Below are 21,529 nucleotides of genomic sequence, written 5' to 3'. Positions count from 1 at the left end.
AGAAAAGTTAATATTTTGTTGCATTGCCTATTCCAGATTCAACTCCTTACTGATACATTGAAATCAGTAACAACGCACAAAGGAATGACAGATGAGCAGTGGTCAAAGAGACATTACCCTTCGTTTTCTTGCTGAGCCAGGAGACGTTAACTTCGGTGGGAAAGTACACGGTGGCGCCGTGATGAAATGGATCGACTTAGCCGCTTACGCATGTAGCGCGGCTTGGAGTGGTAAATACTGTATAACTGCTTACGCGGGTGGTATTCGTTTCGTTGCTCCGATTCATGTTGGGAACTTGGTAGAGGTAAGTGCAAAGGTTATTTATACTGGTCGCAGTTCAATGCATATCGCGATTGATGTACAGGCTAGCGATCCTAAAGAACTTAAAAACCGCCTCACTACGCATTGTATCGTTATCATGGTTGCGGTAGATGAGGATGGAAAACCTACTGACGTACCTAAATGGATACCTGAATCAGCTGAAGACAAAGCTCTAGAGCAGTCGGCAATACGTCTAATGAACATGCGCAAAGAAATTGGCGAGGAGATGGAAGCTCACGTCAAGTATCTCAAATAGAGTGTTTAGTGTGGAGCGATAACTTCCTAAGCATACTCGCTCCTTAGCTCTCAAGGTTTTCTTTCTTTATGGCTTCATTTTGAGGGCTCAGCTCAGTTCCCTTCCCTTTCCACTGTCATATTTCTTTCACTTTGTTTTGCTTAAATCTCTGCACTGTCAGGAAGCTTGAGTTTAAGCCTTGAAAATAATTACAACTCTCAGTGAAACCACTCTTACTAATCTTAAAGCCGTAGAGTATCAATGGGTAAGAACCATGTATGTCGAAGGGTATAACGATGATGAAATAAACCATTACATCCAAACTTGCTTTGGAGGTGATGCTACTTTTGCCGATCTATTCCGTCGCGTCGCATTGCAACAAACAAGCATGTATACATTGCTTCAATACGTAGGGTGCGCGCCATCCAGCAAAGAGTTTTAACTTTCTCCTCGCACATAACGGAACCGAACAACCACCCACTATTTATGTGAAGTGCGACGCACAGCATTCTAACCGTACTGTGTAATCCTTTGCAAAACGGCTAATCTCACCTGACTAACCAAACGATTTATAGATATAAAAATGCCCGAGCTAAAACTCAGGCAATGGTTACAAAAACTGTTAGTGATTTTCATAGTAAGGAACAAAGCTAACAGCCAGCTATGCGTAACGCCAATATTGCTGATATTACTGATCGGCGGCCAAACCAAAAACGTAATATCGAAGCAAATACAAGGGCGACCAAGCGGTCGCCCTTATTCTTTTTATTCTTAATCCTTAGCGACCCACTAAGATTAACCTTTCACACCACCAGCTGTTAGTCCACCAACTAACCAGCGCTGTGCAAGCAAGAATACTACTGTGATTGGCACTGCAGAAAGAACTGCTGCTGCGGCAAAGTCACCCCACAGGTAGTTCTGAGGGTATAGATATTGCTGCATACCAACCGCTAGAGTGTATGAGTCTACATCAGAAAGCAGTAACGATGCTACCGGAACTTCACCAATCACCATAATAAATGACAAGATGAACACTACCGCTAGGATTGGCACAGACAGTGGTAGTAGTACCAGACGGAACGCTTGCCATGGTGTCGCACCGTCCAATGCCGCAGCTTCTTCTAGTGAAGAGTCAATGCTCTCGAAGTAACCTTTGATTGTCCATACGTGTAGTGCGATACCACCAAGGTAGGCAAAGATCAAACCACCATGCGTATTCAGGCCAAGGAACGGAATGTATTGTCCAAGCTTGTCAAACAGCGCGTACAATGCCACCAATGCCAGTACAGCCGGGAACATTTGGAAGATCATCATCGCTTGCAGGATGGTGTTCTTGCCCTTGAACTTCATACGAGCAAATGCGTATGCCGACGTAGTAGACAGTGCCACAATCAAGATTGAAGAAATGCCGCCAACCTTAACTGAGTTCCACAACCAAGTTAGAACTGGGAACGGAGGTGGTGTCACCGTGCCATCCGCATTGGTAACCGCAATACCTAACGCTAGTTTCCAGTGGTCCAGCGTTGGGTTATCTGGGATCAGGCTACCCGTTGCGAAGTTACCTTCACGGAATGAGATAGCGATGACCATTAATAAAGGGAAAATAATCAGTGCTAAGAACGCCCACATTGCGGCGTGCGTAGCCCATACACGATACTTTAATGACTTACCTTGTACCATTGCCATTGTGATGTCTCCTTAATCTTGAGCTACTTTAGTTACACGCAGGTTGATAAGTGCTAGTGCGCCAACCAACAGGAAGATAAGCGTTGCTACTGCACTTGCCAGACCAAAGTCCTGACCGCCCGCACCTTCAAAGGCGATACGGTATGTGTAGCTAACCAATAAGTCGGTGTAACCCGCAGGTTCTGAAGTTCCGATCATGTTCGGACCACCACCTGTCAACAATGCAATCAGTACAAAGTTGTTGAAGTTAAACGCGAAGCTGGCAATCAGGAGCGGCGTTAGCGGCTTGATCATCATCGGCAGCGTGATACGCGTAAAGTTAGAAACAAAGTTAGCACCATCAATTGCCGAAGCTTCATACAAGTCTTCAGGTATCGCTTTTAGTAGGCCCATACACAAGATCATCATGTAAGGGAAACCTAGCCAGGTGTTCACAATTAAGATCATGGTTTTTGCCATGAATGGGTCAGAGAACCACGCTGGGCTAATACCAAACAAGCCTTCAAGCAACATGTTGATCTCACCAAAGCTTTGGTTAAACAAACCTTTGAAGATCAGGATAGAGATAAACGCTGGTACGGCGTAAGGCAAGATAAGCAGCAAGCGGTAGATAGAACGACCTTTCAGTTCTTCCCATTGAACTACACTCGCTAATACCAAGCCGATAATCAGTGTAAACAATACTGATAGTGCAGAGAACAAAACCGTCCAGATGAAGATACTGATGAACGGCTCTTTGATGCCATCATCTTTCCATACACGTTCAAAGTTGTGTGAACCAATCGTTACGATGAAACCTGGAGAAACAGTATTGCCGACAAATTGACCGCTTTCATCGACTGGCTGGTAGTAACCCACTTCCATGTTAGGCAGTAGAGTTTCACCCGATTTATTGTTGTAAAGTGACTGACCATCTTCCTGTAGTGTGAACAGTGGTACCACAGCAGCGAACTTACGTAAGCCACTCATACGGATATCATCACCACTAGGCAAATGCAGATCGACGCTGCTCAGTGCACTACGGTTTTTCACGATCGTTTTGATCGGTTCTTTCTCACCGCTAATCTCTGTCACTGGCGTCAAATCAAGATCTGAGACTGACATACCTTCAAGCTGAAAACTTGGCGTAGCAAGTAGCTCACCACCTTTTTCAACTACGATCTGGTGACCTTGTTCAGTTTTATAAAGGGTAAATGGGTAGCTGTCGCCACTCTGATAAGTTCTGTCTAATAGGACGCTTTGAGCACGTTCCAGCGAGAGTTGGTTTTTCGCGCTGTAGTTGGTAAACGACAAACCAACGGTGTACGCCAATGGGAAAAGGATAAACAGAATCATTCCGGCGATACCCGGATAGATATAACGGTGGGCGTAGGTCTTTTTACTACCAAAGATATACAACGCCAATGCAGTAAGAATGAGCGTAAGCAGTGCAAACGCAATCTCACCACGAGAATACATTAGAATAGTAGCGTAACCATTTATAAAACCGATTGAGCCTAATAGTGCCCACTTGATAAACACTTTTTTGCTGCTCGGAAGGTTTGCATCTGGTGCTGTCATAGCATCTGTACCTTGAACTGACTGCATAGGGAACCTGCTAGCGATATAGAATAAATATAGAAAAGTAAGGAGGAGTTGCCTCCTCCTTAAAAGGTATTACTGAATTATTTTGTCATTTGTTTTTCTGCATCTGCTAGAGCAGCATCTACAGTTTGACGACCGTCTACAACGTTGATGATAGCGTTCTTAGCTGCACCCCAGAATGCGTTCATTTGTGGGATGTTAGGCATGATTTCGCCGTTCATCGCGTTATCCATTGTTGCAGCGATACGTGCATCTGAATCTAGTTCACGCTGGAATGAGTTAAGTGCTACTGCACCTAGTGGCTTGTCGTTGTTAACCTTGCGTAGACCATCGTTAGTCAGTAGGTAGTTCTCGATGAACTCTACCGCTAGGTCACGGTTAGGTGATGCTGTGCTGATACCAGCAGTTAGAACACCAACGAATGGCTTAGAAGACTGACCTTGGAACTTAGGAAGAGTTGTTACGCCGTAGTTGATGCCAGATTTCTCGATGTTGCCCCAAGACCATGGACCGTTGATAGTCATCGCAGCAGTACCTTGGTTGAACGCTGATTCAGATACTGAGTAGTCCATATCTGGAGAGATAACTTTGCTGTCAACTAAACCTTTAACGAAGTTCATTGCGTCTTTCACGCCTTCTTTCGCAATACCAGCGTCTTTCACATCGTAGCCTTCAGACGTGTATTTAAACGCGTAACCACCGTCAGCAGCCATTAGTGGCCATGTGAAGTACGGTTCTTTTAGGTTCCACATGATTGCAGACTTGCCTTCTTTCTTAAGTTTTGCATCTAGTGCAGCAACTTCTTCCCATGTCTTAGGTGGGTTTGGAACAAGGTCTTTGTTGTAGATTAGAGATAGAGACTCAACCGCTACTGGGTAGCCAATTAGTTTGCCATCGTAACGTACTGCATCCCATGCAAAATCAACGATGCCTTCTTGGATTTCTTTCGAAGGTTTGATTTCAGCAAGTAGACCTGCTTCTGCATAACCACCGAAACGGTCGTGAGCCCAGAATACGATATCAGGACCATCACCGGTAGCCGCTGTCTGAGGGAATCGGTCTTGAAGGCCATCTGGGTGAGCCACTGTTACTTTAATACCAGTGTCTTCTTCAAACTTTTTACCAACTTCTGCTAGACCGTTGTAGCCTTTATCGCCGTTGATCCAGATTGTTAGTTGTCCTTCTTCGATGGCAGCATTAGCACCAAAAGAACCCAAAGCAACAAGAGTACCTAGTGCTAGAGCGCTTAATTTTTTCATGTTCGTATCCTTTTTATATTTTTGATGTAGGGCGAGTCCATTGAGGTTCAGCCGTATTTCGACATATATCATCTGAAATTATCCAATATGTCTCATCCTCCTAATCCCTACGCCCTTGTAATTATGACGTATTTTCGTGATCTGAATCGCCAAGGGTTAGCGACCCAAATCACAAAATGAGCACTTCTTGTGATCGAATTCACCTTTGGGTCACGCAATAATGTGATATCCGCCCAACTTGCTCTCTACTCCTCCTTTTTCACTCCTCCCTGCCTACTCCCCCTGCAATTATTTCTATTGGGAGGATGTATCAGTGAACAGAATCTTAGAAACTGCAGTCATCCAAGAGTGGATGGTAAGAACCCTTTCCCAGCAGTACCTACCCTATAGGTTACAAGATTTGCTGGTTTTGCATTGCCATACGAGTGGAATGTCATTATTGGTGTTGTTTGTGGTAATTATTTCACGGGGGAGACAACACGAATAATGTGGGGGAGAGAAACTCGTACTTGGCCTTGGTGGGTAGCGCTCGTTAAGAGTTTTACATGAGCGCTACCCTGTTTTTCTTACCTCCATTAATAACTTACCAATTCCTACTGTTACTGCTCGCTAGATAATTCATATAATGATGAGCGGTGAATAATAAAAATTGATCGAGGACGAGCTACATGGCGAGTGTCACGTTAAAAAATGTTTGTAAAGCGTATGGCGACGTACTGATTTCTAAAAACGTAGACCTAGAGATCAACGAAGGTGAATTCGTTGTCTTCGTAGGCCCATCAGGTTGTGGTAAATCTACCCTGTTACGTTGTATTGCCGGTCTTGAAGACATTACTTCAGGTGACTTGTATATTGGTGACCAGCGCATGAATGACATAGAACCATCTCAACGTGGTGTTGGTATGGTATTCCAGTCTTACGCTCTTTACCCACACCTAAACTTATATGACAACATGTCATTTGGTCTTAAGCTGGCAAAAGCAGACAAAGCAGAAATCGACAAACGAGTTGAGCACGCGGCAGAAATCCTTCAACTTGGTCACCTACTAGAGCGTCAACCAAAAGCGCTATCTGGTGGTCAACGTCAACGCGTTGCAATTGGTCGTACCTTGGTTTCTCAACCAAACGTATTCCTTCTTGATGAACCACTTTCTAACCTTGATGCAGCATTACGTGTAAATATGCGTGCTCAAATAACAAAACTACAACGCCAGCTAGGCTGTACCATGATCTACGTAACTCACGATCAGGTAGAAGCAATGACAATGGCAGATAAGATTGTAGTACTGGATGGTGGTTACGTATCTCAGGTTGGTAAGCCTCTAGAGCTATACCACTACCCACAGAACCGTTTTGTAGCGGGCTTTATCGGCTCACCAAAAATGAACTTCATGAGTGTGTTCATTGATGAAGTAGAAGCGGAGCGCGTGAAAGTACAGCTTTCGAATGGCGTGTCATTCTGGATCCCAGTAGACGGTACAACTGTAAACCGTGGTGATCGTATGTCTCTAGGTGTTCGTCCTGAGCATCTACTTTCAGCATCTGAGTCTGACGCCACCATTCACGGTGAGGTAATGATTGTAGAGAAGCTAGGTAACGAAACTCAGGTTTACCTAAACCTTGAAGGCGCAGACGCAGACGTTATCTACCGTCAACCTGACACATTACCAGTGGAAACTGGTGATAGACTTGAAATTGGTATCCCAGCTCATCGCTGTCACCTTTTCCATAGTGATGGTCGCGCATGCCGACGCCTATACAAAGAAAATGGCATCGACGTAGAGTAAGAATTCAATCACCTTTGCTTGCTACCAATCCCTCTCATTCGAGAGGGATTTTTTATTTTCAAACCAATTAACCACAATCGCTAACTTAGACTCTCTACTTTGTTGTGAGATTAAATAAGTAACAGTAAACCTTAGTCTTTAATGCAAAGTCCTTCCTCTACCACTTTTTCCACTCAACTTTCCAAAAGTACCATTTTTTTCTTAACTCAACGGAATTCAGCTCAAAGCGAAATTTCATGCTTATTTCCACTTAACGAAAGAGTGTGAATTTCTACACTATTTTGCGCTATTCAGCTCCGCCACCCTTAGTTGTGGCACTTAGTAACAAGCCGAACTAGCCCTTCTAAACCACCCTATAAATCACGGATTTTGAGAGACGAAACTCAAGGGCGGTAGCATGCGTAAAAAGGAATTAGCTTATGAAACACAAAGGTTTGATACGCTCTCATGAAATGGAATTCGCCTTTCTATATAGAGTTGCAGACTTATTCGTCATTATTTCTCTTATGATGGTATTTCTCATCACAGGCCCTCAAACTGTCGCAAAAGACTCTATCATCCTATCTGGCGTAGCGAGCCTTTCATTTTTGGTATTAGCCGAGAGCGGCAAACTCTATCGCTCGTGGCGTACCAGTTCGTTTAAAGAGCAAGTCTTCATCGTTTGTATTTCTTGGTTTGTTAGCTGTGCTTTCTTGTTCATCGTTGTTTATTACTCGCAAACTTATACGCTGTTCAATAAATCACTCATCACAAGCTGGGTTCTATCAACACCAATCTTCTTAATTTCATGGAGACTGATTGTGCGAAGCTTGCTCTCTTACCTACGTAAGCAGGGATACAATACTCGCACCGCAATTATTGTCGGACAAACACCTCATGGGCTTACGCTAGCTCAAGAACTGAAAAAACATGGCGAGCACGGCGTCGTATTCGATGGATTCTATGATGAACGCACACCGGATCGTCTTCCTAAAACGCCGAGCTATCCAATTAAAGGTAACGTAGCCAGTGCTCTTGAGCGCGCTAAAAATGGTGAGGTTGATTACGTCTATATCGCAATGCCAATGCATGCAAACGAACGCATTACGACTTTCTTAAATCAGTTTTCTGACACAACGGCGAACACCTATCTTATTCCCGATTTTTTCACCTACAACTTACTTCATTCACGTTGGGATCAAATTGGTGACGTACAAACATTAAGTGTTTTTGATACACCGTTTTCTGGCTTTGCGACGTGGGTAAAACGAGTAGAAGACATAGTGCTATCGAGTCTCATCTTACTACTTATTTCTCCTGTTCTACTCGCTATCGCTTTAGGGATAAAGCTGACGTCAAAAGGCCCCGTTATTTTCAAGCAAGACCGATATGGGTTAGATGGCCGCAAAATCGCCGTTTGGAAGTTTCGCTCCATGACCACCATGGAACAAGGTAGTGACGTAAAACAAGCAACAAAAAACGACCCTAGAATTACACCATTTGGAGGATTTTTACGCCGAACTTCGCTTGATGAATTACCTCAGTTTATCAACGTACTGCAGGGCACTATGTCTATCGTTGGCCCGCGTCCACATGCGGTAGCACACAATGAAGAGTATCGTCAAATCGTTGACCGCTACATGCTTCGCCACAAGGTTAAACCTGGTATTACTGGATGGGCGCAAATTAACGGATACCGTGGAGAAACGGACACCCTAGACAAAATGGAAAAGCGAGTTGAATTCGACCTAGATTATATCCATCACTGGTCAGTATGGATGGACATCAAAATCATCTTTATGACTATTTTCAAAGGGTTTACTGGCTCAAATGCGTATTAAATCACTTGCTCTCGCCATGATTTCTTTACTGGTGTCTTACAACCTAAAAGGCGAGCCGATGTCGTACACAACGGAATCAGGAATAGAGCTCACTCCTAAACTAACGTTAGACTACGAGTACAATGACAACATCGCTAGGATCGAGAAAAACCATTCTTCTGCCGTATCGGTTTATTCCGCTATTCCAAGTATCGATGTCGCAATTGAACGCAACTTATACAAAAGCTTACTTAGCTATAAGTTGGATTCGGGGCTCTCTTCCGATGAAAGTAACGACTTCAATGATCATACAGTTAGATGGTTTAACCATTTCGAGTTCAATCATAGAAACCGATTTAATGTGCGATACCAGTATCAACGCAAACATGAGAATCGCGGTGAAGGTTTGACTGAAGGACAAGGTGACACACTTCCCGACCTTGTTTATTTTCAAACTCATCAGTTGAACACCAAATATCGATTTGGCGCCAACGGCGCACGTGGAAACATCGAGCTAGGTATCAACTACTTTGATAAACGCTATACCAACTACCGTGAGAACCTGCCATTTTCACAAACTAAAAAAGCTAAGTACAACGACTTTCGGTCGCCTTCAATGACAGCTGAGTTCTATATGAGAATGGCCGCTGATACTTATTGGTTGATTGGTACCGAACAAAAGAAAACAACCTACATAACACCTAATCCAAACCAAATCTCTCGTGACGGTTTATCTTCAACGTATTTTACCGGTGTAAGTTGGGCGATTTCCGGAAAAACAACGGGGGTTGCACGCATAGGTGTACAAGACAAACACTTTGATTCAGTGCAGAGAGAAGACTTTACCGGCCTTAGTTGGGATATCGGTGCAGAGTGGACACCACAAAATCAAACTTTAGTCAGCCTATCAACCAAACAAGCGGCAATCAATCCAGATCTATATGGCGACTACAACCTACAAACCCGCGTTCATTTGACGATTGAACACAATTGGAACAGTTACCTTAAAAGCGACTTTTCTACTTCCTACCTCAATGAAGACTATACCGGAGTCGACAGAAAAGAAGACTCATACACATTGAAGGTAGGAGTCGATTACCAGTTTAGACGCTGGCTTAGTGTTAGTGGCCAATGGCAATTCATAGAAAAAGAGTCTAACTGGGCTGGTTATAGTTATGACCAAAATCTGTGGTCTCTCGCTTTTAACCTTTCCCTGTAGCAAGGATGGAACAACATGTTCAGAAATATTTTTATCTTATTTTTCAGCCTCATACTCACCCCCGCACTAGCCGAACCTATCGAGCAAAACTATGTTCTTGATACGGGAGATACTATTTCGATTCAAGTCTACGGTGAGCAAGACCTGTCCATCGAACGCATTCTGATTACTTCTGACGGTTACTTTGACTACCCCTATTTAGGCCGTATCAAAGCGATACAAAAGACACCCAAACAACTAAAGGAGGAACTTGAGGCAGGCTTAAAAGGCGACTATTTGGTCACCCCTAAAGTCATGGTTACCATCACAAGTTTTCGCCTATTTTTTGTCAACGGCGAGGTAAGAAAACCTGGTGGTTTTGCATATCAACCTGGATTGACCATCGAGAAAGCCATCGCGCTAGCAGGAGGCTTAACCGATCGAGCCTCACGAACGCAAATTCACCTAACGCAGCACTCTACAGGAAAAACTATAGAGAAAGCGAAGATGACAAGAGCAGTTAAGCCAGGCGACATTTTGTTTATCGATCAAAGCTTTTTTTAATTCGCAGGCAACACCAATGAATGGAACTCACATGACAAGCCCTCAATCAAATACCGCTGAACTCATTCGCTTTAGCCTGCATTGGCAAACACTAAAAAAGCACTGGTTTAGTATCGCACTATTTACACTGATCTTTTCTTTAGCCTGCACATGGCACATCTACTCAAAAAAGTCCGTTTATCAAGCGACAGCTACTCTACTTATACAAGAGCAGCAAAAAAGTGCTCTCTCCATTGAAGAAGTCTATGGTGTAGACACCACGCAAAAAGAGTATTTTCAAACGCAAATTGTAATACTGAAATCCAATCACATTGCTGAAAAAATCATCAATGAGTTTGAGCTCACTCGCCACCCAGAGTTTACTGGAACAAGCAAAGTCAAAAAGCTGTTTAATCAGCTTAAATCGATACCATTTGTTCAGCAGGCCTTGAATGTATCACCAAATCCTAAAGAAACATCACAGTACTCAAACACGTTTTACCAAGCACTCCATTCATATAAGCGCAAGCTAGATATTGAACCAATACGAAATACACAGCTCGTAAAAATACACTTTCGCTCAACTGACCCACAGCTAGCTACCGATATCGCCAACGCCATAGGACAGGCCTATATCGAATCTAATTTTGAAGCCAAGTTAGTCGTGACACAGAACGCGGCTTCTTGGCTAACAAACAACGCTAGCAAGCTAGAAGACCGTTTGCGCGCATCAGAATTAGCATTACAAAATTACCTTCTTCAAGAAGGTCTGATTGATATCAATGGTATCGATGATATCTACGCTAACGAACTAGAAGAGCTCAATAAGAAGCTAAACATTGCCGTTAATAAGCGAATTGAGGCACAAACTCTCATCGAGCTACTGCAGAATAAATCATCACAAAACCTGGATAGCTTATTATCCATCAATGAATTTGCAAACCACGCGCAAATTAGAGATTTAAAACACTCTGAGGCTCAAGTTCAAAAGTCGCTGTCTGAGCTTTCACAGCGATATGGGCCCAAACACGACAAAATGATTCAAGCAACAGCACAGCTTAAGTCTATTCAAAGTCGAGTACGTCAGTTGATCCAAGAACTGTCCATGAGTAAGCAACAAGACTTATTGGCAGCACAGGCTCAGGAAAACCTTCTGCGAACGGAACTAAATAACAAAAAGTCTGATTTCCAATCCCTTGGGAAACAAAAAGCAAAATACGACCAACTAAAAAGAGAAGTCGAAACCAACAAAAACCTGTATGAAACATTCTTGAGCCGCCAAAAAGAGACAACCGCAACTAGCGACTATAAGAATGTAACCGCTCGATTTACCGATCAAGCGATCATCCCTCTGCTACCCGTGGCTCCAAAGCGCATCAAATTGGTGGCTATCGCATCAATATTTGGATTCATCATTGCCTGCGTGTTAGCCGTTATCATTGAAACACTGAGAAACGTAGTAAGAACACCGCAGGAAGTAGAAGAAAAACTGGGGGTGATTTGCTTAGGCTCAATACCTAAAGTTAAACAGTTTAAATTACGCAAAAACGGTATTGATCACCGCGCATATAATCATGAGAAAGAGACGCTGTTCAGGGAAGCTTGTCGCTCAGTTCGTACTTCCTTACTACTTAAAATGGTGAACAAGAAACAGCAGGTCATCCCTTTCACATCAGCTATTCCGAAAGAAGGAAAAACGTCGACCGCCATCAGTATGGCGATGTCACTTTCATCGATGGAAAAGGTAATCATCATTGATTGTGACCTAAGAAGGCCTTCGGTAGCCAAACGCTTTGAGCTACCAGAAGATAGCATAGGCTTAACACACCACCTAACCATGGGGATCCCATTATCAGACTGTATTTATCATATAGATGATACAGAACTAGATGTATTACCAGCAGGTCTCCATGCACCAAACCCACAAGAGCTTCTATCTTCGCCTCAGTTTAAATCCCTGATAGAGCAGCTTTCGACTAAATATGATCGAATTATCATTGATACTCCGCCGCTTCTGTCAGTCTCGGACGCGCTCATTTTAGGCAAAATCGCAGATGGTTTGGTTACTGTCATTCGCTATGAATCAACCAAAGTTTCACTGGTTAAACTCGCCCTTTCAAAGCAGTTTAACCACTCAATTCCTATATTAGGCTCGTTAATTACTCAGGCTCAATTCGATATTGGTGAAACACAATATATAAAACTATACGCACACCAGTAATTATACGGGAACCGTTTACATGAAAATCTTACATATTATTAATGACTTATCAAAAAATGGTGGAGCACAACGATTCCTAATAGACCTCGTATCGCACTATGACCCACATTTCGAGATCAAGGTTTTAATCCTTTCAGATGAAAATGAGTATCAGGCGGAGCTAAAAGAGTGTGGGGTTCAATACCTAAGTTGGAAATCCCTAACTTTTCAACAAAAGTGGAACCTACTGCGTTGGCCAGACCTAGTCCATGGTCACCTCTATCCTTCTATCTATCTAGCCCTACTCGCCATTGGAAAAAAAAGGTTACAGACCGAGCACAACACGACAAATCGCAGAAGAGACTACCCAATGCTCAAATTTATGGAGTATTGGTTGTATAAAAGTTTCGACATGACCATTTGCATTACGGGTCGAGTTCAAGAAGAGCTCATTAGGTTCATGCCCCGATACCAAAGCAAATATAGCGTCGTTTACAATGGTGTTGAGTTAAGTAAATTTACAATGCAGCCGAAAATCCGCAGCGCTTTTGCTAAAGATAAAGTGTTCAAAATAGGCATGGCTGGCCGCCTACATAACTATAAGGATCACGAGTCTTTATTACGGGCCATGCAATCTTTGCCGCAGAATTATGAGCTGCATTTAGCAGGTGGAGGCCCTAAGCAAGAAGAGTTGCAAGCACTCGCTACATCGTTAGGAATAGAGCAGCGAGTACACTGGTATGGTGTTATCTCTGATATACCGAATTTTTTAAATAGTTTGGACGTCTACGTCCAGTCATCTTTGGTAGAGGGGTTTGGCCTAGCCTCTGTTGAAGCGATGGCAAGTGGATTGCCCGTATTGGGCTCTGATGTTCCAGGGCTCGATGAAGTAATTGGCGACTCACGCTACCTTTTCCCTACAGGATCGCCCACTTTACTTGCAGATAAAATTCTTACCATCACCAATGATATCGACACATATAACGAGGCGAGCCGTTACTCCGTAGAGCGAGCCAGCCTATATACAATCGATAAGTTTCGGGAGGGATATTATGCAGCCTACGCTCAACTATGTCCCGAGAAGTAAGTCATATAGTTATTTGGCTGCGTTGATCCTGGCTTTATTTTTTATCCCCGTAAAAATATCAATGTTTGGCGTAAAACTGGCGCTCTCCGATATCGCCAGTCTTGCTTCACTTGGCCTCTCATTGCTTATTATTCTTGAAGGGAAAGCCACAAGGCTCTATCACCCATTTTTTGGCTTTATACTCTGCTTCATTGCCTATATCGGGCTTAATGGTTTATTAAATCAAGTGCCTGCTAGGTTTGTAATAACAGAGGTAATTCAATGGCTAGCTATCTTAAGCCTGCTCAGTATTCTCTATGCTTACAAGTGCTTTGAAGACAAACTCACCATCATTTGCTTTATTCAATGGCTGTTTTTGATTTGCTTCGTTGTCGCAGCATGGCACTTCATACAAGGATACCAATCTGGCTTTAAGTTACTCGGGACCAGTAAGTATGCATTCGGTGCACTCTGTGCCCTACTTTACATCTATCGCAACCATGTGCCTTGGTTCAAAGTTATGATGCTATGTGCCTTTGCTATGCTGATTCTTTCCCAAGAGCGAAAAGCACTACTCGCATTTTTCTGCATGGTCACTTTTGATCAAGTGATATTACAAAAAGAGCTAAATAAACGGTCAAGCAACTTGCACTTTGTTTTGCTCATATCAACCTTTCTTTTAATCGCTTTGGCCTTCTGGTCTTTTTTCCTTTACTTCGGTTCAGAGCAGTTGTCAGAGCTACTAGAAATTACCCGAGAAGACATCGTTTTTGCTAATCAAAGTGAGGCCCGCTGGGTATCTAATTTACATAGAAAGCTATTGTTAGTTAATGGCACTGACATTTTGATGAATAATATTATGCTCGGCGTCGGTGCAAAAATGCTTCCTTCTTATATGATCAATTACTTTACCTACGACCAACTCGCTATTTATACCCATAACTTTATACTCGACACATCTATTGAGTATGGTGTGATTGGTATTGTTCTGTTATTTGGAGGTTATTTATCTTTCATTTTAAAAGGGTTGAAAACACTAGATAAAAACAGATCAACGGTACTACTTTCTATCTACGCATTAATAATGGTCTTTTTTGTTGCTGTTAATACAACCATTATTTTACTGCTTTTGATACCGGTAGCCATGAGCCAACACTCACATGTATTTCAAAGCAAATTTACTGCAATCTCTGAATGAGATTACTATTTAAAAATCAAGGAAGAATTAATGAAGTATTCTATTCGTCGACAATTAGAAAAAAATAAATATCTTAATGATGAAAATTTTGTACTTGTTTATCAAATGGGCAAAGTTGGGTCGTCTTCGATCGAGCACTCATTAAACTTAAACAATATCCCTAGTTACCATATCCATACATTTGATGATCATGAAGAGTTTCACATGTATCACAATACCCATGATGTCAAAAAGTTTTTTGAGCCGACCAAGAGATTTGCTTACCGTATGGTTCTTAAGCACCGCAGGCACTTGCTTCAAAAAAGAGATAACTTAAAAATAATCACATTGGTTAGAGATCCTGTTGCTACGGTCTTGTCACGTTTCTTTCAAGACTTACATATACAGTTTATCGAAGGAAAAAAGAACGAATCTATCCATAAGGATATGAATGAAACTTATCTTCACCTCGAACATTGCTTTGATAATCACATTAATAAAAGCTACTTTTCAAATTGGTTCGATAATGAACTAAAGAGAAATTTCAACATCGATATTTTCACCGAAGAGACGGACTGTTCACAGCCATCTTTCCGATTCACCCACAACAATCGGGATGTTCTATTAGTTAAGTGCGAATCACTATCAAATCTGAATAATGAATTATCTGAATTTCTTCAGATAGACGACTTTGAATTAAAAAACAGTAATGAAGCCAAAAACAAATGGTATTCAAACATATATGCATACTTTAAGAAAAGGTATGACTTCTCAAAACTATTTTATATGTACGATCTTCCTCTTTATCGCCACCTCTACTCCGCTCAGGAAATAGATCAATTTAAGAATAAGTGGCTAACGGCGATGGAAGGCACTCGATAATGAAAAAGATTCTCCACATAACAGAAGCATTTGGTGGCGGAGTGCAAACCGCACTTTATAGTTATCTTCAATCTTCTCGAACTGAGCCATACCAACATTTTCTCTTTGCCCGTGCTCGCCAAGAAGATATGACTAGAGAAGGAGGCGAAGACGGTTTTAGTCACGTTCAATGGAGTCAAGGTAATGTCCTCCAATTTATGATGGATGCAAATAGGTTTATCGATCAAGTTCAGCCCGACATTGTTCATTTGCACTCAAGCAAGGCTGGATTTCTTGGTCGTTTCCTCCGTTTAGGTAAAGCGCAGCTTGTCTACACGCCACACTGCTACTCATTTGAACGTAAAGACATTACTCCTCTTGAAAGAGCGGTTTATCGGACTCTAGAAAAACTCTTGATTCGGCGTATCGATGTTGTTGCAGGTTGCAGTCAGCGTGAATGTGATTTGGCATTACAGCTAGGAGCCAAAAAGTCAGAGCTGTTAAACAACTTCGTGACGTATACCGATATTGCTAGTTCCCCTTCTATCGATACAGATACCGTAAAAATCACAATACTAGGTCGCGTAGCACCCCAAAAAGATCCTCAATTTCTGATTGATACTCTTACAGAGCTAAAACATCTACCGGTAGCTAGGAAGTACACCATTAATTGGATTGGTGGAGGAGACAATGAGCTAGAAGCGGCGCTGAAAAAATGCGGTATAAACGTCACTGGTATGCTGCCTCGCGATGAAGTAATGATTCGGCTAAAAGAATCCGATTTATATTTACACACTGCTGCTTGGGAGGGGATGCCATTAACGATCCTTGAAGCATCCAAACTGCACGTCCCAATGGTAATCCGCTCTATAGGGGCAACCGAAAATCTCAATTACCCATTTTTGGCTAAAACATCCGTCGAAATGGCTAAGCAAATCGCTCACTGTATAAATAATTATGATGAGATAGATTTCAAGCGTTATTCACAGGAGGTCAATCATTCTTTCAGTGAAAATAATCAACGCCTCGCACTCGTTAACATCTACGGGTAGCAATGCAAATTAGAGCCTTTAGTTATCTAAAAGAATATAGCCGCTACAAAGGTAGGTTATTCAGCTCGCTGGCAATTGCTGGAGCGTTGAGAGTGGTTAGCTCAGCTTGCGCTATTTCACTAACCATTTTGGTGGCGCATATTTCAAATGCTCAAACCACAGGTGAATTTTTCCTTATGTTCAACCTGTTGTTTTTTCTATCTATCGTTGGTCAGCTCGGATATGACCATGCCTTACTGAAAACGAATGCAATTGCTCATAGTCACCAACACAGAACACAGCAATGTAAAAATCTTCACGTAGCTCTACAAAATAGTCTGGTCTTCTGTATCGTTCTTTGCAGCTTATCGTTCATGGCTTTTCGATTGTTTATGCTGCAAACAACGATACCAGAATTGGCCTTTATAATGATGCTTTGCGGTGTACCACTGGTCGCTTTCAGCCAGCTTATTAGTCGCGCCTTGCAGGCACAGAACAAGCTGTTTTCATCGTTGTTTTCATTTCAACTTGGAATTAACAGCTTAATAGTATTAGTGCTAATCAGCATACCGCTAAAAAGACCATTAAGTAGCGATGAGCTTATGGCAGTTCTGCTAACAGTAATTGCAGTAGTGGCGATACTCTCCACCATTTTTGGAATCAAATCCGGTGCTCTTACTTCGATAAAGCCAGCACGCAACGGAGCATTGACTAGGTCTGCACGGAAAATATGGGCAGGGAATGTTGTCCTACACTCTACACAGTGGCTTAGCCTTCCGCTAGCAGCGACGTTAGTGACATCAAGTGAACTGGGCTTACTCGCAACAGCTCAAAGAACATCACTTGTTGTCGGTTTTATACTAGTCACAATTAACTTCGTATTTGCACCGAAATTTGCTTCTTTTTATCAACAAAAAGAGCTCAACAAACTCAAAAAATTGAGTCAGGTATCTTGCCGATTAAGTCTAATCGCATCGATACTGCCTGTGCTAGCTTTACTCTTCTATTCTGAGTACATCATGCGATTGTATGGTGACGAATTTGCCTCAGCAGCGTCTATCTTAAAAATACTCTCGCTAGGGCAAATGGTTAATGCGGCTACTGGCTCAACAGGCTGTCTCTTACTGATGACAGGATTTGAAGAAACAGTAAGAAAAATCTCCTTTACTTCATCATTTGTTCTCATACTTTCGCTTGTTATCCTCACCTATCTTTATGGTGTAATCGGCTCCGCGTGGGCAATGACGATTAGTATGACACTGCAAAATCTACTATCCCTTTACTACGTCAGAGTGAGACTTGGATTTTCACCCATAGGCTAACAAATATGTACCTCTCGATTTCACGAATCATTTTTATCATTGTCATTCTCATCGCCTTGTCTCTCACTACATGGAAGAGTTCAAGTTTTTATCATCCAGAATACCTTCACTTCGAGAACTTTTTTGGAGGATCCGTTACATTTCATGCCCTGTTTAGCTTCTTAATTGGACTCACCTCCGTATTCAGTTTTCCGGCTCTCGCTCGTACGACAGGCCATGACCTTTTTGGGATTCGGCTCCTAATCCTTTTACTGCTCATTGTCTCCTTAGAGGAGTTCAGCCAACTATTTATTTCAACTCGCTCTTTTAGTTTTGATGACTTAAGCACTAACTGGATCTGGATTATATTAGGTTATTTCTGTGCCAAACTTATGAAACTCATTGTTAAACAATAATATTTTCGGCGCACTCACACTCTAAAGCAACAAACTACATGCCTCGAAATAGCAACTCAACATAGGTGTCTTTGGTGAGCACTTTTTTGGATATTTTTCTTAAAGGGCGAGATATACTCTCGCCCTATTACATTAATATGAGCATCGGTTATGTCTTCACATCCAACTAAAATCACGTTCTTTGAATTCCTAACGCCACTTATCACTGCAGGTAAAAAGACGATCACGATTCGTGATGAATCAGAAAGCCACTACGTGCCAAACACCGAAGTGGAAGTATTTACCCTAGAAACAGACCGCAAAGTATGTGACATCAAAATCCTATCAGTTGCACCACTGAAGTTTGATGACATCAACGAGTTCCACGCAGAACAAGAAGCGATTGAACTGCCAAAACTGAAAGAGCTTATTCGCGAGATCTACCCGAACATCGATGAGTTGTATGTCATTGAGTACGAGCTGATCAAGTAAGAACCATAAATTACTAGACGACTGGTCTAATCGCTTTTATAGTATTGCTCATGAACGCAAAAACGAACGATACACGCCAACACATTCTCGATGTCGGCTACCAATTGGTAGTGACCAAAGGTTTTACCAGTGTTGGACTCTCTGAACTGTTAAAGGCAGCGGATGTGCCGAAAGGCTCTTTCTACCATTACTTTAAATCGAAAGAGCAATTTGGTGAGGCATTGATTGAAGATTACTTCTCTCACTACCTTAAGATGATCACAGCCCACTTTACTGAAAGTGAAGGCTCTGGTTGCGACCGCCTTTTGAGCTATTTCGAACGCTGGATGGCGATTGAAAATGGCCAATGTAACGCCAACAAATGCTTAGTCGTGAAGTTGAGTGCTGAAGTCTCTGATCTTTCAGAAGCAATGCGCGTAAAACTAGCTTCGGGTGCCACTCAAGTGGTGAAAGCCATCGAAGATTGTGTCCAAGCGGGCATTGAAGACAGCTCAATCCAAGTTGAGTCAGCAGAACAAACCGCCCACTTGATTTACCATCAATGGATTGGCGCAAGCTTACTCAACAAACTGTATCAGGATCGTTCCGGTTTAATGCGTAGCTTTGAGAGCACTCAAAGTATGCTAAAAGGCAAATAACGAACCACACTTAATCCGCCTTATCTTTACCCAAAAAGTACGGCGGATTTTTTAGGAATTAAGACTAAACGACTGGTCTAATAATTAATATAGGAACTTACCATGACCCAAACGCTCAACCGTCAAATCGTATTGGCTAACCGTCCAAAAGGTTCGCCCGTCCCAGAGAACTTCCGTTTAGAACAGGCTGCCATCCCTACTCCGAACGAAGGTGAAGTGCTTTTACGTAGCGTGTACCTGTCTCTTGACCCATATATGCGCGGCCGTATGAATGAAGGCAAATCCTACGCTGATCCTGTAGAGCTAAACGATGTGATGGTTGGCGGAACCGTTTGTCAGGTGGTGGAGTCGAAGAACTCAGACTTCCAAACTGGCGAGTGGGTAGTGGCTTACACAGGCTGGCAAGATTACGCACTATCTAACGGCGAAGGTCTGTTTAAATTAGGCAGCGAGCCGACACATCCGTCTTATGCCCTCGGTGTGCTTGGTATGCCTGGTTTTACCGCTTATGTGGGTTTATTGGAAATTGGTCAGCCTAAAGCTGGCGATACCCTAGTTGTCGCAGCTGCAACCGGTGCGGTTGGTTCTATGGTTGGGCAAATCGGTAAGCTAAAAGGTTGCCGCGTGATTGGTGTCGCAGGCGGTGCAGAGAAGTGTCAGTACGCAAAAGAGACCCTAGGCTTTGATGAATGTCTTGATCACACCGCAGATGACTTTGCAGAGCAGCTAGCAGCAACATGCGACAAAGGTATCGATGTCTACTTTGAAAACGTAGGCGGTAAAGTCTTTGACGCGGTATTACCTCTACTAAATGTCGGCGCTCGCGTGCCACTTTGTGGTTTGATTTCTCAATACAACGCGACAGCATTACCAGAAGGTCCAGATCGTATGTCGATGCTGATGGGTAACATTCTGGTTAAACGCATCAAGATGCAAGGCTTCATCATTTTTGACCACTATGAGCAAAGCTACACAAACTTCGTCAAAGATGTAAGTCAATGGCTAGCAGAAGGCAAAATCCACTATCGCGAACATCTAGTAGAAGGTTTAGAAAACGCGCCAGAGGCATTCATCGGTCTACTGCAAGGCAAAAACTTCGGCAAGCTTGTTATTCAAACCAATCAACCTGTATAAGAAAGGATTCTTCTATGATTAAACTGCATCATTTAAATCAGTCTCGCTCAAAACGCATCATTTGGTTGTTGGAAGAATTAGGGGTGGATTACGAGATCGCGCCCTACCTTCGTGACAGCGTCACTTTCCTTGCGCCACCTGAGCTCAAGAGCATTCACCCACTCGGCAAGTCACCTGTATTGGAAGATGGCGACGAGATCGTTACAGAGTCTGGTGCTATCACTGAATACTTGATTGAAAAGTATGCAGATGGACGTTTTGCACCGGAGCGTGGCAGCAAAGCTTACACGCAATACATTCAATGGATGCATTTTGCAGAGAGCTCAGCCATGGTTCCCTTGCTGCTCAAGATGTTTGTTGCTAAAGATGGCGCACAGACCAATTTCCTTGCGGACTACGCCGATGCGGAAACCATGAAAGTCATGGGTTACGTTGATCAAAGCTTAGAGGGGAAAAGCTACTTTGTTGAAGAACGCCTAACCGGTGCTGATTTCATGATGTCGTTTGTCGTCGATGTCCTGAACAAGTTTGGGGTTATTGAGCGTTTCCCTAACATCCAACGTTATGGAGCACAGCTTGCGACTCACCCTGCGTTTACTAAAGCAGAAGAACTTGAGGTGAAATTCGGTTAATCGAGTTGAGGCCTTCTCAAACCATTGAGAATTTCTGCCTATTTGAACGATTTAGAATAGGCAGGAATTATTCACACAGACCACAGTTAGAAGTTATCTTTAATCCATACGACAAATAATGTTAATTGACACAAAGCCATTAATTAACAACCACTTAAAGCATAGGTGATACCTATCACACTGATTGCTA

General features: G+C 42.7%; 20 protein-coding genes. 17 read left to right on the top strand and 3 right to left on the bottom strand.

Annotation, left to right across the window (positions count from 1 at the left end; all coding sequences use genetic code 11):
* Window positions 1-91: 91 nt before the first annotated feature.
* Both J4N37_RS23220 and J4N37_RS23215 read left to right on the top strand, forming a co-directional pair.
* Window positions 92-577 carry an acyl-CoA thioesterase gene (locus J4N37_RS23220; protein ID WP_010452707.1) on the top strand — a complete coding sequence of 162 codons (486 nt, stop codon included), beginning with the start codon at window positions 92-94 and terminating at the stop codon, window positions 575-577.
* Between the two features lie 178 nt (window positions 578-755).
* Entirely contained in the window at window positions 756-998 is a 243-nt protein-coding gene (locus J4N37_RS23215; protein ID WP_029561135.1) for a hypothetical protein, read from the top strand.
* A 353-nt stretch (window positions 999-1,351) separates the two neighbouring features.
* Here the strand turns inward: J4N37_RS23215 and malG are convergent, their stop codons facing one another.
* The 3 genes from malG to malE all read right to left on the bottom strand — a co-directional run bounded on the left by malG (window position 1,352) and on the right by malE (window position 5,085).
* Entirely contained in the window at window positions 1,352-2,242 is an 891-nt protein-coding gene (gene malG, locus J4N37_RS23210; protein ID WP_010452709.1) for a maltose ABC transporter permease MalG, read from the bottom strand.
* Window positions 2,243-2,254: 12 nt separating this feature from the next.
* Entirely contained in the window at window positions 2,255-3,829 is a 1,575-nt protein-coding gene (gene malF, locus J4N37_RS23205; RefSeq protein WP_010452712.1) for a maltose ABC transporter permease MalF, read from the bottom strand.
* A 77-nt stretch (window positions 3,830-3,906) separates the two neighbouring features.
* The gene (gene malE, locus J4N37_RS23200; RefSeq protein WP_045394602.1) at window positions 3,907-5,085 is read right to left on the bottom strand and encodes a maltose/maltodextrin ABC transporter substrate-binding protein MalE; all 1,179 of its coding nucleotides are present in this window, start codon (window positions 5,083-5,085) and stop codon (window positions 3,907-3,909) included.
* A 668-nt stretch (window positions 5,086-5,753) separates the two neighbouring features.
* Here malE and malK point away from each other — a divergent pair.
* From malK to J4N37_RS23125, 15 genes are all read left to right on the top strand, one after another.
* The gene (gene malK / locus J4N37_RS23195; RefSeq protein ID WP_045394604.1) at window positions 5,754-6,872 is read left to right on the top strand and encodes a maltose/maltodextrin ABC transporter ATP-binding protein MalK; all 1,119 of its coding nucleotides are present in this window, start codon (window positions 5,754-5,756) and stop codon (window positions 6,870-6,872) included.
* Between the two features lie 419 nt (window positions 6,873-7,291).
* On the top strand, window positions 7,292-8,692 hold the full coding sequence (locus J4N37_RS23190) for an undecaprenyl-phosphate glucose phosphotransferase (protein ID WP_045394607.1): 1,401 nt from the start codon (window positions 7,292-7,294) through the stop codon (window positions 8,690-8,692).
* On the top strand, window positions 8,682-9,890 hold the full coding sequence (locus tag J4N37_RS23185; protein WP_252042513.1) for an outer membrane beta-barrel protein: 1,209 nt from the start codon (window positions 8,682-8,684) through the stop codon (window positions 9,888-9,890). Before J4N37_RS23190 ends, J4N37_RS23185 begins: the two co-directional genes overlap by 11 nt.
* 15 nt (window positions 9,891-9,905) lie before the next feature.
* Window positions 9,906-10,433, top strand: a complete 528-nt coding sequence (locus J4N37_RS23180) for a polysaccharide biosynthesis/export family protein (RefSeq protein ID WP_045394610.1) — start codon at window positions 9,906-9,908, stop codon at window positions 10,431-10,433.
* 16 nt (window positions 10,434-10,449) lie between these two features.
* Window positions 10,450-12,633 (top strand): GumC family protein, encoded by a 2,184-nt coding sequence (locus tag J4N37_RS23175; protein ID WP_252042512.1) that lies wholly within the window; start codon window positions 10,450-10,452, stop codon window positions 12,631-12,633.
* A gap of 19 nt (window positions 12,634-12,652) precedes the next feature.
* Window positions 12,653-13,699, top strand: coding sequence for a glycosyltransferase (locus J4N37_RS23170; protein WP_252042511.1), 1,047 nt, complete (start codon window positions 12,653-12,655; stop codon window positions 13,697-13,699).
* A complete protein-coding gene (locus J4N37_RS23165; RefSeq protein ID WP_252042510.1) occupies window positions 13,665-14,876 on the top strand; it encodes an O-antigen ligase family protein in 1,212 nt (403 codons plus the stop codon). Before J4N37_RS23170 ends, J4N37_RS23165 begins: the two co-directional genes overlap by 35 nt.
* Window positions 14,877-14,906: 30 nt before the next feature.
* Complete coding sequence (locus J4N37_RS23160; protein ID WP_252042509.1) at window positions 14,907-15,737, top strand: putative capsular polysaccharide synthesis family protein; 831 nt, start codon at window positions 14,907-14,909, stop codon at window positions 15,735-15,737.
* Window positions 15,737-16,768, top strand: a complete 1,032-nt coding sequence (locus J4N37_RS23155) for a glycosyltransferase (RefSeq protein ID WP_252042507.1) — start codon at window positions 15,737-15,739, stop codon at window positions 16,766-16,768. The genes J4N37_RS23160 and J4N37_RS23155 overlap by 1 nt, the downstream gene beginning before the upstream one ends.
* 2 nt (window positions 16,769-16,770) lie before the next feature.
* Window positions 16,771-18,069 carry a lipopolysaccharide biosynthesis protein gene (locus J4N37_RS23150; RefSeq protein ID WP_045394626.1) on the top strand — a complete coding sequence of 433 codons (1,299 nt, stop codon included), beginning with the start codon at window positions 16,771-16,773 and terminating at the stop codon, window positions 18,067-18,069.
* A gap of 5 nt (window positions 18,070-18,074) precedes the next feature.
* Window positions 18,075-18,464 carry a hypothetical protein gene (locus J4N37_RS23145; RefSeq protein WP_010452734.1) on the top strand — a complete coding sequence of 130 codons (390 nt, stop codon included), beginning with the start codon at window positions 18,075-18,077 and terminating at the stop codon, window positions 18,462-18,464.
* A 150-nt stretch (window positions 18,465-18,614) separates the two neighbouring features.
* Complete coding sequence (yqfB, locus tag J4N37_RS23140; RefSeq protein WP_005432046.1) at window positions 18,615-18,935, top strand: N(4)-acetylcytidine aminohydrolase; 321 nt, start codon at window positions 18,615-18,617, stop codon at window positions 18,933-18,935.
* A gap of 50 nt (window positions 18,936-18,985) precedes the next feature.
* Window positions 18,986-19,573 (top strand): TetR/AcrR family transcriptional regulator, encoded by a 588-nt coding sequence (locus tag J4N37_RS23135; RefSeq protein WP_252042506.1) that lies wholly within the window; start codon window positions 18,986-18,988, stop codon window positions 19,571-19,573.
* A gap of 102 nt (window positions 19,574-19,675) precedes the next feature.
* Window positions 19,676-20,707, top strand: a complete 1,032-nt coding sequence (curA, locus tag J4N37_RS23130) for an NADPH-dependent curcumin/dihydrocurcumin reductase (protein WP_252042505.1) — start codon at window positions 19,676-19,678, stop codon at window positions 20,705-20,707.
* Between the two features lie 14 nt (window positions 20,708-20,721).
* Complete coding sequence (locus tag J4N37_RS23125) at window positions 20,722-21,339, top strand: glutathione S-transferase family protein (RefSeq protein WP_171357802.1); 618 nt, start codon at window positions 20,722-20,724, stop codon at window positions 21,337-21,339.
* The last annotated feature ends 190 nt before the right edge of the window (window positions 21,340-21,529 follow it).

Origin of the sequence: Vibrio sp. SCSIO 43153 (assembly GCF_023716625.1) — a bacterium.
Lineage (GTDB): Bacteria > Pseudomonadota > Gammaproteobacteria > Enterobacterales > Vibrionaceae > Vibrio > Vibrio rotiferianus.
Note: the sequence above shows the minus strand (reverse complement) of the source record. Positions and strands in the feature narration are given on the sequence as shown.

Excerpts from the sequence above, each read along its gene's own strand:
- J4N37_RS23220 (WP_010452707.1), top strand. The coding sequence starts at position 92 with ATGAGCAGTGGTCAAAGAGACATTACCCTTCGTTTTCTTGCTGAGCCA.
- malG (WP_010452709.1), bottom strand. The coding sequence starts at position 2,242 with ATGGCAATGGTACAAGGTAAGTCATTAAAGTATCGTGTATGGGCTACG.
- malF (WP_010452712.1), bottom strand. The coding sequence starts at position 3,829 with ATGCAGTCAGTTCAAGGTACAGATGCTATGACAGCACCAGATGCAAAC.
- malE (WP_045394602.1), bottom strand. The coding sequence starts at position 5,085 with ATGAAAAAATTAAGCGCTCTAGCACTAGGTACTCTTGTTGCTTTGGGT.
- malK (WP_045394604.1), top strand. The coding sequence starts at position 5,754 with ATGGCGAGTGTCACGTTAAAAAATGTTTGTAAAGCGTATGGCGACGTA.
- J4N37_RS23190 (WP_045394607.1), top strand. The coding sequence starts at position 7,292 with ATGAAACACAAAGGTTTGATACGCTCTCATGAAATGGAATTCGCCTTT.
- J4N37_RS23185 (WP_252042513.1), top strand. The coding sequence starts at position 8,682 with ATGCGTATTAAATCACTTGCTCTCGCCATGATTTCTTTACTGGTGTCT.
- J4N37_RS23180 (WP_045394610.1), top strand. The coding sequence starts at position 9,906 with ATGTTCAGAAATATTTTTATCTTATTTTTCAGCCTCATACTCACCCCC.
- J4N37_RS23175 (WP_252042512.1), top strand. The coding sequence starts at position 10,450 with ATGAATGGAACTCACATGACAAGCCCTCAATCAAATACCGCTGAACTC.
- J4N37_RS23170 (WP_252042511.1), top strand. The coding sequence starts at position 12,653 with ATGAAAATCTTACATATTATTAATGACTTATCAAAAAATGGTGGAGCA.
- J4N37_RS23165 (WP_252042510.1), top strand. The coding sequence starts at position 13,665 with ATGCAGCCTACGCTCAACTATGTCCCGAGAAGTAAGTCATATAGTTAT.
- J4N37_RS23160 (WP_252042509.1), top strand. The coding sequence starts at position 14,907 with ATGAAGTATTCTATTCGTCGACAATTAGAAAAAAATAAATATCTTAAT.
- J4N37_RS23155 (WP_252042507.1), top strand. The coding sequence starts at position 15,737 with ATGAAAAAGATTCTCCACATAACAGAAGCATTTGGTGGCGGAGTGCAA.
- J4N37_RS23150 (WP_045394626.1), top strand. The coding sequence starts at position 16,771 with ATGCAAATTAGAGCCTTTAGTTATCTAAAAGAATATAGCCGCTACAAA.
- J4N37_RS23145 (WP_010452734.1), top strand. The coding sequence starts at position 18,075 with ATGTACCTCTCGATTTCACGAATCATTTTTATCATTGTCATTCTCATC.
- yqfB (WP_005432046.1), top strand. The coding sequence starts at position 18,615 with ATGTCTTCACATCCAACTAAAATCACGTTCTTTGAATTCCTAACGCCA.
- J4N37_RS23135 (WP_252042506.1), top strand. The coding sequence starts at position 18,986 with ATGAACGCAAAAACGAACGATACACGCCAACACATTCTCGATGTCGGC.
- curA (WP_252042505.1), top strand. The coding sequence starts at position 19,676 with ATGACCCAAACGCTCAACCGTCAAATCGTATTGGCTAACCGTCCAAAA.
- J4N37_RS23125 (WP_171357802.1), top strand. The coding sequence starts at position 20,722 with ATGATTAAACTGCATCATTTAAATCAGTCTCGCTCAAAACGCATCATT.